Source organism: Salinimicrobium sp. TH3, assembly GCF_026676115.1.
Taxonomy (GTDB): domain Bacteria; phylum Bacteroidota; class Bacteroidia; order Flavobacteriales; family Flavobacteriaceae; genus Salinimicrobium.
This window is the reverse complement of the sequence record NZ_JAPONB010000012.1, coordinates 25,896-37,729: the sequence shown is the minus strand read 5'-3', so window position 1 is coordinate 37,729 and position 11,834 is coordinate 25,896. Positions and strand designations below refer to the sequence as shown.

Here is an 11,834-nt window from a genome sequence, read left to right as displayed (position 1 = left end):
TGCTGTCTTTGTATTTGGATTAGTGGCGGCCTTTTATATGATCTATTTGTTTTCGCTCATTTAAAAAGAGTCGTGCGAAATAATTTGCAAAATAAACCGGAGAAAGCTCCGGTTTATTTTTTTCTTAAAGATTAATCCAGGATTTCGAAGTGAATTGGCTTGAAGCTGCCGTTGTTGCTGTCCTCGGCAGAGCAGGCGGTGAGGGCAACTATCAGATCCATTTCGGCTTCAAAGAGAACAAAATCTCCGGCTTTACTTAGGGGTGGATCCACACTTAATTTTCCCTTCTCATCAAATTGCACATTCATAAATATATTGAACGCTGTGGGTACATCATCGGGTTCTATCCCGAAGGGAGCGAGATTCGTGTAGAGATTTTCAAAGCAACTTGGATGATAGTCCGGATTGTTGTACATGATCTTAAAAGTCTCGGGGCTGCACGGGGCCAGTAGAAAGTCATTGCGACCATTGGTGTCCTCCAGGATCTTCATCATTTTATGGCTTCGGTTACTCCACAACCAGTCGCCTTTTGTGATCAAAATACTTTCCTCAAAATCCAAAGTTTTCCCCGAAGAGATCTTTTCCCGGGGATCCTGGGCATTAAACAAAACCATATCACTTACCTGCTCACCATGTGGATCGATCACCTTTAATTTTTGCCCTTTTTGAAGCTTGAAGGCTGCGCCGGTTTGTTTTTTAATGATCTGTACCATGTTCTTTTTTAAGATTTTTACTTAATGCGATATCCTGCCTCTTTTCCAAATGAGTGCATACCGACTTTACATCTTCTTTGTCGAATCCCTGGTGCAATTTCGCGATAGCCTGCACCTTTACCGGTTCACACCAAAAACCAGTAATGAGCGGTAGATGATCCTCTATCATTTCCCTTGGAAGATCTTTATAATAGATTGGATCATGTTTGTCGTTCTCGAATCTCTTTATAAGATTTTCCAGGCTTTCCTCCAGCTCTTCGGTAGTCTGTAACTTCAGCTTTACGTTCACGTGTACGGCTGAATAATCCCATGTGCTTATATCAATATCCTTATACCAGGAGGAGGATACGTAACCTTGTGCTCCGTGAAAGATAAGAAGGGCCTCCAGACCGTCTTTTAGAAATTTGTACTGCTCATTGGCTTCGGCAATATGACCGTACAAAAGGAATTTTTCCGGAGTACCTTTCAGCAGGACCGGAATATGTGTGGCCAATAGGTCTTCTCCATTCAGAACAAAAGTTGCGAATGGATGTTGCTGGATAAAATCAAAAATGTATTGGGGATCTTGTTTAAGATATTTCTTTTGCCGAAACATATATTATTTCTTTCCGTGAAGAAAAGGACATTTCCATTCTTCTCCAACTTTTTGGCCGCTATACTGTCTTGCCTCACTGTTTTCTCCAAAATCTTCGAGCATGGGATTAATGTCACCCTGCAAGGCAGTATCTCTTTCCCGTATCTTATCCCTAACGGTATGATACGTATTCATTTCTCTTAATTTCTCAAATTGCCAGTGTAGATTAAAAGCAATAGCAGGATAAGGTGCCTGCCTGGCTTTGCGGGAACTGTTTGGATGTAAACCAACAATGTAAAAAGCTTTTCCGCCCAGGCTAAAGCTGAAATTTTTATTTTCGGGATCGGCGCTTACTGCTTCATCCCATTCGGTATCGTCTACCTCATGCAAATGTTGTAATTGTTCCCACAGGGTTTTTTCAAATTCCTCTTCAGTATAATCCTGCTTTCCTTTAAAGCCCACCAGAAAGGTTAGAAATTCATTGCTCTCAAAGTCATAAGCCGCGATGTACTTTTTTAGGTCTGCCAGAATTGCTTTTGCAGTTTCCCTGCTTCCGAAGTTATCATATTCATGAAAGTCAACCTTATCCATACTAAAGACCGTCTGGGCCATTAAACATGGATGGTCCTTAGCGATGATAAAATCTTCGAATTTTGTTTTGGAAGAAGATGAATTACTCTCAACTTCTGGGGCTTGTACACGTGACATAAATAGGATTTGTGTAAAAATAAAGCCTCAAGTGCTTTTTATCAGCAGGTTTAAGAATCTCTTAATTGAATTTTAAGTAAGATTAACAGCTTAATATGATATGAGTTAGTTTTTCTCCCGATAGCGGTAAATGAGAAAGAGCATAAAACTATTAAGTGTGAATGCAACCCCATTTGTAGCAATAATGGGTATGTCTTTGGTAATGATCCCATAAGCCACCCAAAGAGCCAGTCCTGTTATGAGTACAAAGAACATTCCGGGAGAAACATCATCCACCTCTTTCGTCTTCCAGGCCTTCCAGATCTGCGGGGTAACTGCGGCTGTCGTAAAAACGCCGGCGGTGAGACCTAATATTTCTGTCCAGCCTAACATTTAAGCTCCCACAACTTCGCCACCATTAACATGGATCACCTGCCCTGTGATGTAACTGCCGTCCTTGCTGGCTAAAAAGACATAAGCGGGCCCCACTTCACTGGGTTGTCCTGCTCTTCCCATTGGGACTTTTTTCCCGAATTCTTTTACGTGTTCTGCATCGAAACTAGCCGGGATGAGCGGAGTCCAGATAGGGCCCGGTGCCACCCCATTCACCCGAATGTTCTTTTCTGCCAGCATTTTGGAAAGGGAGCGGGTATAAGCCGTTATTGCTCCTTTGGTACTGGAATAATCCAGCAGGTGTTCACTGCCCCTGTAAGCAGTTACCGAAGTGGTGTTGATTATACAATCCCCATTTGAAAGGTGTTTTAAAGCCTCTGTTACGGTAAAGAAATAAGGATAGATATTAGTTTCAAAAGTTTTTTTCACCTGGTTTGAAGAGACATGCTCAGGGTTCTCCTGTGGGAATTGCATGGCTGCATTGTTTACAAGAATATTGAGTCCGCCGAATTTTTCAACGGTTTTCTTTACCACTTCCTTACAAAAAGCTTCTTCTTTGAGATCGCCTTTTAAGGCCAGAGCTTCAGACCTTGCTTCCTCAATCATTTTTACAGTTTCTTCAGCATCCTTGTCTTCAGAAAGATAGACTATGGCCACTTTTGCACCTTCTTTGGCAAAATGCACGGCAACGCTTTGGCCAATTCCGCTATCGCCTCCGGTGATAAGAGCCACTTTTCCCTTTAATTTATCACTGCCCTTGTAATCTTTCCTGATCACCTCGGGCTCGGGCTGCATTTTTTGCTGTTTCCCGGGTTGTTTTTTCTGCTCCTGCTTCGGAAGGTCTTTTGGTTTGCTCATAATTCAACTTTTGAAATTTAAAGTTATAGAAGCGCTCTCAAGGCTGCGGAAGGTTTAAGAAAGATTTAGCGCTGTCTTTAACAAAGAATAACGTCTTGCAGAAATCTCTACCTTTGAGGCTGAAAAATGACATTTTGGAACCTCTTTCTTACGACATAATAATTATTGGTGGCGGTGCTGCCGGATTTTTCACTGCAATAAATGCTGCCGAAATGGCGCCTGAAGCCCGCATTTGTATCCTGGAAAGGGGAAAGGAGCTGCTTACGAAGGTCCGCATCTCGGGCGGTGGCCGCTGTAATGTCACCCACGCCGAATTTCTTCCGAAGGAGCTCACACGCAATTATCCCCGGGGAGAAAAAGAATTACGTGGACCTTTCCACAGCTTTATGACGGGAGATACCATAGAATGGTTTGAGAAAAGAGGAGTTCCGCTAAAGATCGAAGAAGACGGCAGGATGTTCCCTGAATCCAATTCTTCAGAAACCATCATAGATCTTTTTCTAGAGGAGTCAAAAAGGTTAAATATTGAAGTGCTTACAAAAAGGGCGGTGCAGGGCCTTAAGCAGAAGGATGGACGATGGGAAGTCACGACTTTACAGGAAAATTTTACTGCAGAAAAAGTTCTTGTAGCCACAGGAAGCAATCCAAAAATGTGGGAAATGCTGAAGGATCTTGGTCATACGGTTGTGCCCGGAGTACCTTCTTTATTTACCTTCAAGATCACAGATGCCCGAATTAAAGATCTCCCCGGAGTGGCGACAGATGCCGTGGTTCGAGTAAAAAGAGAAAAACTTGAAACTTCAGGACCGCTGTTGATCACCCATTGGGGCATGAGCGGCCCTGCTATTCTCAAACTTTCTGCCTGGGGTGCCAGGGAGCTTAGTGATAGAAAGAATTTTGAGATCGAAGTCAACTGGCTGCCCGAATTTTCTCCTGAAGAAATTTCTGAAGAACTGCAACGCCTCAAAAAAGAGAATGCAAAGCAGCATCCGCAGAATTATGCGCAATTCGGTTTACCAAAACGACTGTGGCAAAGTTTGGTCAATGCTTCAGGAATTGGGGCTGAGGTTCGCTGGGCCGATCTCAATAAGCAGCAGCTGGAGGAATTAACGAACCAGCTTGGCTGTGGTACATTTCAGGTGCACGGGAAAAGCACCTTTAAAGAAGAATTTGTCACCGCCGGCGGAGTGGAACTTAAGGAGGTGAATTTTAAAACCTTTGAAAGCAAGGTCTGTAAAAACCTTTTTTTGGCAGGTGAAGTTTTGAATATAGATGCCATTACCGGCGGCTTCAACTTCCAGAATGCCTGGACCGGCGGATTTCTTGCTGCAAAGGCTATGACTACCGACTCTGTTGCTTAAAAACCAATTTATTGAACCAGGAGGTGGGAAGGATCTTCCGGGCAAAGAGTACCGCCCCGGCGCCTTTTCCGGTAGGATATCTTAATTTCTGAGATCCATCTGTAGCGGCTTTAAAAACTGTTTTTGCAACTACTTCGGGTCCGGGTGCTTTTTCATTTCTTTTCCTCATTCCACTTAGAATATTTTTCTCCATTTTATTGTAACCTTTGACGGCATCATTTTCAAAAACTTTGAGAGACCTGCCATGGAAATCGGTTTTAATAGCGGCGGGTTCTATCATTTTAACCTTGATGTTGAACTGCTTTAGTTCGAATTGCAATGCTTCGGTAAAACCTTCCAATGCCCATTTGCTGGAACAGTACAAACTGTAAAGCGGAATGGTGAACCGGCCTACCACAGAGGAGGTATTGATGATCATGCCTTCCCCTCTTTTTTTGAAGTAGGGAATAAATTCCCGGGTGAGATCCATAACTCCAAAGACATTAACCTGAAACTGATGCAAAACCTGTTCCTCCGAAGATTTTTCAAAAGCACCTACGGCACCGTAGCCCGCATTGTTAAATAGCACATCGATGGATGAGAAATCTTTTTCCACTTCAGGAAGTATTTTTTTCAAATGCTCTTTTTTAGTGACATCCAGCGTGTAAAGCCTAAGGTTTGGAAGCTCCTTAAGCTCCTTTTCTTCTTCGGGAGAACGCATGGTTGCTGCAACATTCCAGCCTTTTTCAGCAAAAAGCTTTGCTGTTGCCCTGCCAATTCCGCTGGAGGCACCGGTGATCAATATGGTCTTGCTCATAGTTTTATTTTTATCGCCTCTCTAAAATAGCATTTTTTAACGGCTTTAGCTTTTTCAGGAAAATCTATCTTTGCGTAAACTGCAAGCATGACCAAAAAAGATTTCATTCCGAAGCCATACAAGTCTTCCTTACAGCAAGGGGAAGTGACGTGGGAAAGTCCAAGCAATATCGCTCTTGTAAAATATTGGGGGAAACTGGAAAATCAAATTCCGGCGAATCCTTCCATCAGTTTTACCCTGGATCATTGCCGGACAACAACAACGTTGAAGTTTCAGAAGAAACAAAGAACTGCTTCCAATTTTGATTTTGAATTGGTTTTTGAAGGGGAGAAAAAAGAATCTTTTAGGCCTAAAATTCAGAAGTTCCTGGAAAGGGTGGAACCTTATTTGCCTTTTTTGAAGGATTATAGTTTTACTATTGAAACTTCAAACTCTTTTCCTCATAGTAGCGGGATCGCCTCTTCGGCTAGCGGAATGAGCGCATTGGCGCTTTGTTTTATGAGTTTGGAAAAGCAGTTGGATCCTGAAATGGATGAGGAATATTTCACCCGAAAAAGCTCATTTTTGGCAAGGCTGGGCTCGGGCAGTGCCTGCCGCAGTATTGAAGGGGAGCTTGTTGTTTGGGGAATGCACAATAGCATTTATCAAAGCAGTGACCTGTACGGTGTGCCTTTTAGAGATGAGGTTCACGAAAATTTCAAGAATTACCGCGACACGATCTTGCTGGTGGATAAGGGAGAGAAACAGGTGAGCAGTACTGTTGGCCATGATCTAATGAATGACCACCCTTACGCCGAAACCCGGTTTCGCCAGGCACATGACAATTTGGATAAGCTCAAAAAGATCTTTCGCAGTGGCGACCTCGAGGAATTTATAAAAGTTGTGGAAAGTGAAGCATTAACATTGCATGCGATGATGATGACGAGTCAGCCGTATTTTCTCCTGATGAAGCCTAATACGCTGGCAATCATCAACAAAATTTTCAGGTTTAGGGAAGAAACCGGTCTGCACGCGTGTTTTACTCTTGATGCAGGTGCGAATGTTCATTTGCTCTATCCGGATAACGAGGCAGAGCAAACCCTGGAATTTATAGAAAACGAGCTTAAGCAGTACTGCCAGAACAGCCAGTATATCAATGACAAAGTGGGCAGTGGAGCAAAAAAAATGGCCTGAAATTTGACTTCTGTCATATGCTGTAATAGATTACATTTCAGCTAAATGTGTATCTTTGTCACGCAAAGAGAAGTTTAATGCCAACAATACACCTTGAAAAAGGCTTCAGGTTCTTTTTTTACTCTAATGAACATTTGCCTAAACACATTCATGTTGAGGGGAAAGGTGGAGAATTAAAAATTGATCTTGAATCGTTAAAGGTGAGTTACATTTATAATTTCAAAAAACAGGATATTAATGCTGCTTTGGAAATTGTAAAACAAAAAAGATTTTACTTTCTCAGAAAATGGGATGAGTATCAAGGAAATGAAAACAGTTAAGACTGACATAAAAATTAAGGATGTATTCTTCAGGGATGAGAAAGTTTTCTTTTCTTTAGAAGATGGTCGTGAGATTGGCGCTCCTTTAGAGTGGTATCCGAGATTATACAAAGCGTCTAAAGAAGAACTGTTGGATTTTTCAATTTCTCCCGGTGGTTATGGGGTGCATTGGAATAAGGTAGATGAGGATCTTTCTGCCTACGGAATGTTAACTCATGACCAGAAAAATAATACCCAGTCACTATGAAAGGACCTTTATTTTACTCAAAAATCTTACTCTTCGGAGAATATGGGATCATCAAAGATTCCAAAGGTTTATCTATTCCCTATAATTTCTATAATGGGGCTTTAAAGGTTGATGAAAATCCATCTGAAGAAGCACAAAAATCAAATCAAAGCCTCAAAAGATTTGTAGATTATCTTGAGGAGCTGCAGGAGAAAATGCCGGAGCTTGTCCAGTTCAATTTGAAAGAACTTAAGACAGATATTGAAAAAGGTATGTATTTCGATTCCAGTATTCCGCAGGGGTATGGAGTGGGGAGTAGTGGCGCTTTAGTGGCTGCGATATACGATGAGTATGCTATTGAAAAGATCACTGTTCTGGAAAACCTTACCAGAGAGAAGCTTTTAAAATTGAAAAAGGTCTTTGGAGAAATGGAGTCTTTTTTCCACGGGAAATCCTCGGGACTTGATCCTTTGAACTCTTACTTAAGCATTCCAATTCTTATCAACTCAAAAGACAATATCGAACCTGCCGGAATTCCGTCACAAACCCAGAACGGGAAAGGCGCGGTTTTCCTTCTTGACAGTGGATCTGTTGGAGAGACTGCTCCTATGGTGAACATCTTCATGGAGAACATGAAGCAGGAACCTTTTAGGAAAATGCTGAAAGATCAGTTCGTAAAACATACCGATGCCTGTGTCGATGATTTCTTAAAAGGTGATGTAAAATCCCTTTTTGGGAATATGAAGAAGTTGTCTCATGTTGTGCTTGATAACTTTAAACCTATGATCCCTGCTCAATTCCACAAACTCTGGAAGAACGGGATTGAAACCAACGACTATTACCTTAAGCTTTGTGGCTCTGGTGGTGGTGGTTACATTTTAGGGTTTACAGAAGATATTGAAAAAGCCAGAAAAGCATTAAAGGATTACCGCCTGGAAGTAGTCTACAACTTCTAAAGCGATCCATGGCTTCTATTTCCAAAAAGCGGCTTCTGCTCAAGATTCTCAGCTTTATTTCGGTCATTAGGGGCTACAATATCCTGGTGCTTGTCATTGCCCAGTATCTCACTTCTATATTCATTCTGGCACCCGATCATCCCATGGGGCAGGTGCTCTTTGATCCCAATTTATTTTTTATGGTGCTGGCTACGGCTTCTATTGTGGCTGCAGGATATATCATCAATAATTTTTACGACAGTGAGAAAGACCTGATCAATCGGCCGCAAAAGACGATGCTCGACAGGTTTGTAAGTCAGCGTACCAAGCTTTCTGTATATTTTATTCTTAACCTTGCCGGTATATTTTTTGCCAGCTACCTCTCTTTTAGGGCGGTATCTTTCTTTGCTATATATATTTTTGTGATCTGGTTTTATTCCCACCGTCTCAAAAAAATACTTTTTTTCAATAATTTGGTGGCCTCTGTAATTACTATTACCCCATTCTTTGCGGTTTTCCTGTATTACAAGAATTTTGATACCGTGATCCTGGTACACGCAGCCTTTTTATACCTTATCATCCTCATGCGCGAACCTGTAAAGGACCTTGAGAATATGAAGGGCGACATAGCGCAGGGCTACAGGACTATTCCTATTGTATATGGCGAGAATGCCAGCAAGAGCTTAATTACGGCACTTACTTTTTTATCTATGATCCCGGTTTATTTACTTATTTTTCATTTTGAGATCGGGAAGATGTACTATTTTTTTTACGGAGCCCTGGTTGTGCAGGTAATTTTCCTGCTGGTGCTCTATTTTAGCAAAGCAAAATGGCAGTACGTATTGTTACACAACCTGTTGAAATTCATCATCGTGGCGGGGGTTTTCAGCATTCTGCTAATTGATGTGGACGCATTGCTTAGCAGAGTGTTTTAAAATTAGAACCAGGAAATTAGAGTCAAGAGTAAAGACTTTAATGATTGTTAAAATAGAAATCCCCGAGACCCGCTAAGAATGCAAAGAAATTTTGCTCATTGTTTATTGATCATTGAAATACTTTTTCGCAGATGACGCTGGTCTTCGCAGATTTTCAATAGAATAAAAAAATATTCCTAATCACTAATCTCTAATTTACCATTTTGGAAGTTGGAATTTGGTGCTTGCAATCGTATTGTTAAACAAACTAGTATCTTTGTACAAAATTATTTAATATGAGCAGAAATGACAGGTCATCTGGAAGCAGGGGAGACCGCTCTTCCAACAAAACGAGTAGCGGAAGACAGAGCGGTGCTGGCCGTTCCAAATCCCATTCCCGCGGAAATGCTCCGGTAAGCCGAGATGAAAAGGATCCTAAAAATATTTCCCGTGGCAATGCTCCTGTAAAAAAGAAGCAGGGTGCGGCTAAGAGTGAAGGAATAAGACTAAATAAATTTGTAGCAAACTCCGGCGTGTGCTCCAGGAGAGATGCCGATATCTATATAGCCGCAGGAAGCGTGACAGTGAACGGGCAGGTGGTTACAGAAATGGGCCATAAGGTGCAACTAAAGGACGAAGTGAAATTTGACGGCAGGCGTATCTATCCCGAGAAACCGGAATATATCCTTCTCAACAAGCCAAAAGGGTTTTTCGTGACAGGAAGTCTTGATAACAAGAATAGAACCGTTATGGACCTTATCGCCGGGGCTTCAAAATCAAAACTTGATCCAGTTGGTAAACTTGAGACACAATCGACGGGTTTACTGCTGTTTACCAATGATGGAACTATGGCAAAGAATCTTGCCAATCCTAAAAACGGAATTAGACAGATCTACCACATAGAACTGGATAAAGATCTTGCCTATGATGATCTACAAAAGATAAAGGAAGGTGTTAAGCTGGAAGACGGTACTGCTAAAGTTACCGAGGTGAGTTATGTAGAGAACAAACCAAAGAGGGAGATAGGTCTTGAGATAAAAAGTACCAAACCCCACATTGTTCAGAGGATTTTTAAAAGCCTTGGATACGAAATTGTGAAACTTGATCGCGTGGTTTATGGAGGCCTTACTAAAAAAGATCTCACGCGTGGGCACTGGAGAGTGTTAAGTAAACAGGAGGTGATCAACCTTTCGAATATTTAATTTCCCTTTGGAATAAAGTATAAAAATTAAGGCCGGAAAGTTTTAAAAGGAGATATGAAAAAAATCCTTCAACTTTCCGGCTTTTTGATACATTTGCTTTAGCTTAGCAAATATGATGAAAGAAACACCACGGGCGCTACCCGGTTGGTTTATAGTATTTTCCCTCCCTGGCTGTTTTGGCCTTAACAAACTTTTATCACCTTATTTTTTCAGCATTGGCTTATAATTTCTACTTTTTAACTTTAAACATTATTACGTAAAAATTGAATACGAAGTACAGCGATTTAATCGACCAGACATATTATTTCCCCCAGGAAGAATTTACTGTTGAAAGTGGCGAACTGCAATTTCATGGTATTGATCTTATGGAACTTGTAAAAGAGTATGGTGCGCCTTTAAAGTTTACCTACCTGCCTAAGATCTCGCAAAATATTAACAGAGCAAAAGATTGGTTTGCCGAAGCTTTAAGAAAGCATGATTATAAGGGCAGTTACAATTATTGCTATTGCACAAAAAGCTCGCATTTTCAGCATGTTCTTAATGAAGCTTTGAAGAATGATATTCATATTGAAACATCAGCTTCAGTAGATATAAATATTGTTGAGAACCTTAAGAAGAAAGGAAAGATCACCAATGACACTTATGTCATTTGTAACGGTTTTAAAAGGAACGGCTATATTACCAATATTGCTAACCTTATTAACGGGGGTCACAAGAATTGTATTCCCATAATTGATAATTATGAAGAGATCGATTTGCTTTCCGAAGCTATCGACGGGAAGTACAAGATTGGGATAAGAATTGCTTCTGAAGAGGAGCCGAAATTTGAATTTTACACCTCCCGGCTGGGGATAGGTTATAAAAATATTGTTCCTTTCTTTAACAAACAGATCAAGGACAATGAGCAGGTGGAGCTGAAGATGCTACACTTTTTCATTAATACCGGAATTCGCGATACTGCCTATTACTGGAATGAATTGTTGAAATGTCTACGGGTATATATCAATTTAAAGAAGATTTGCCCTTCCCTTGACAGTCTTAATATTGGTGGTGGTTTTCCAGTGAAAAACTCTCTTCATTTCGAATATGATTATAAATATATGGTGGAGGAGATCGTGAACCAGATCAAAATCGCCTGTGATGAAGCCGAAGTGGATGTGCCGAACATTTTTACAGAATTCGGGTCCTTTACTGTAGGGGAAAGCGGGGGTGCTATTTATGAAATTCTATATCAGAAACAGCAGAATGACCGTGAGAAATGGAATATGATCAATTCATCTTTCATTACCACCCTGCCCGATACCTGGGCGATTAGCAAGAAATTTGTTATGCTGGCGGTGAACCGTTGGAATGACGAGTATGAGCGGGTATTACTTGGCGGTCTAACTTGTGACAGTGATGACTATTACAACTCCGAGCAGAATACCAACGCCATTTACTTGCCTAAATACAAGCGGGACAAGCCCCTGTACATAGGGTTTTTTAACACTGGAGCTTATCAGGATACCATTGGTGGTTTTGGAGGGTTACAGCACTGTTTGATTCCGCAGCCAAAACAGATTTTAATTAACAGAGATGAGAACGGAAATCTTGAAACTACCTTATTCAGCGAGCAACAGGAACCTCACGACTTTCTAAAAATACTCGGTTACGAGAAATAATATTTTTATACTTTTAATCTA

The 11,834-nt window shown here is 41.1% G+C and carries 14 protein-coding genes; 8 read left to right on the top strand and 6 right to left on the bottom strand.

The features are described from left to right. Positions 1–131 precede the first annotated feature (131 nt). The 5 genes from OU683_RS15430 to OU683_RS15410 form a co-directional block, all read right to left on the bottom strand. Positions 132–713, bottom strand: a complete 582-nt coding sequence (locus OU683_RS15430) for an urea carboxylase-associated family protein (protein WP_268139902.1) — start codon at positions 711–713, stop codon at positions 132–134. Next, positions 697–1,308 carry an FMN-binding negative transcriptional regulator gene (locus tag OU683_RS15425; RefSeq protein WP_268139900.1) on the bottom strand — a complete coding sequence of 204 codons (612 nt, stop codon included), beginning with the start codon at positions 1,306–1,308 and terminating at the stop codon, positions 697–699. The genes OU683_RS15430 and OU683_RS15425 overlap by 17 nt, the downstream gene beginning before the upstream one ends. Positions 1,309–1,311: 3 nt before the next feature. Next, positions 1,312–1,995: a guanitoxin biosynthesis heme-dependent pre-guanitoxin N-hydroxylase GntA gene (gene gntA / locus OU683_RS15420; protein ID WP_268139898.1), complete on the bottom strand. Its 684-nt coding sequence runs from the start codon at positions 1,993–1,995 to the stop codon at positions 1,312–1,314. A 105-nt stretch (positions 1,996–2,100) separates the two neighbouring features. Continuing rightward, positions 2,101–2,367 (bottom strand): SemiSWEET family sugar transporter, encoded by a 267-nt coding sequence (locus OU683_RS15415; protein WP_268139896.1) that lies wholly within the window; start codon positions 2,365–2,367, stop codon positions 2,101–2,103. Then, on the bottom strand, positions 2,368–3,225 hold the full coding sequence (locus OU683_RS15410) for an SDR family oxidoreductase (RefSeq protein WP_268139894.1): 858 nt from the start codon (positions 3,223–3,225) through the stop codon (positions 2,368–2,370). Positions 3,226–3,359: 134 nt separating this feature from the next. On the opposite strand from OU683_RS15410, the gene OU683_RS15405 reads away from it, so the two are divergent. Beyond that, positions 3,360–4,586, top strand: a complete 1,227-nt coding sequence (locus tag OU683_RS15405) for a BaiN/RdsA family NAD(P)/FAD-dependent oxidoreductase (RefSeq protein ID WP_268139892.1) — start codon at positions 3,360–3,362, stop codon at positions 4,584–4,586. On the opposite strand, the gene OU683_RS15400 is transcribed toward OU683_RS15405, so the two are convergent. Beyond that, positions 4,567–5,382 carry an SDR family oxidoreductase gene (locus tag OU683_RS15400; RefSeq protein WP_268139890.1) on the bottom strand — a complete coding sequence of 272 codons (816 nt, stop codon included), beginning with the start codon at positions 5,380–5,382 and terminating at the stop codon, positions 4,567–4,569. The genes OU683_RS15405 and OU683_RS15400 overlap by 20 nt on opposite strands. An 87-nt stretch (positions 5,383–5,469) precedes the next feature. Between OU683_RS15400 and OU683_RS15395 the strand changes: the two genes are divergently transcribed. The 7 genes from OU683_RS15395 to OU683_RS15365 all read left to right on the top strand — a co-directional run bounded on the left by OU683_RS15395 (position 5,470) and on the right by OU683_RS15365 (position 11,813). After that, complete coding sequence (locus OU683_RS15395) at positions 5,470–6,555, top strand: diphosphomevalonate decarboxylase (RefSeq protein WP_268139888.1); 1,086 nt, start codon at positions 5,470–5,472, stop codon at positions 6,553–6,555. A 77-nt stretch (positions 6,556–6,632) separates the two neighbouring features. Next, positions 6,633–6,875: a DUF4160 domain-containing protein gene (locus OU683_RS15390; protein WP_268139886.1), complete on the top strand. Its 243-nt coding sequence runs from the start codon at positions 6,633–6,635 to the stop codon at positions 6,873–6,875. Continuing rightward, positions 6,862–7,122, top strand: coding sequence for a DUF2442 domain-containing protein (locus tag OU683_RS15385; RefSeq protein WP_268139884.1), 261 nt, complete (start codon positions 6,862–6,864; stop codon positions 7,120–7,122). Before OU683_RS15390 ends, OU683_RS15385 begins: the two co-directional genes overlap by 14 nt. Then, a complete protein-coding gene (locus tag OU683_RS15380; RefSeq protein ID WP_268139883.1) occupies positions 7,119–8,057 on the top strand; it encodes a mevalonate kinase family protein in 939 nt (312 codons plus the stop codon). The genes OU683_RS15385 and OU683_RS15380 overlap by 4 nt, the downstream gene beginning before the upstream one ends. Before the next feature lie 8 nt (positions 8,058–8,065). Then, positions 8,066–8,971, top strand: a complete 906-nt coding sequence (locus OU683_RS15375) for a geranylgeranylglycerol-phosphate geranylgeranyltransferase (RefSeq protein ID WP_268139882.1) — start codon at positions 8,066–8,068, stop codon at positions 8,969–8,971. Positions 8,972–9,246: 275 nt separating this feature from the next. Further along, positions 9,247–10,152, top strand: coding sequence for a pseudouridine synthase (locus OU683_RS15370; protein WP_268139881.1), 906 nt, complete (start codon positions 9,247–9,249; stop codon positions 10,150–10,152). Between the two features lie 263 nt (positions 10,153–10,415). Continuing rightward, positions 10,416–11,813, top strand: coding sequence for an arginine decarboxylase (locus OU683_RS15365; protein WP_268139879.1), 1,398 nt, complete (start codon positions 10,416–10,418; stop codon positions 11,811–11,813). The last annotated feature ends 21 nt before the right edge of the window (positions 11,814–11,834 follow it).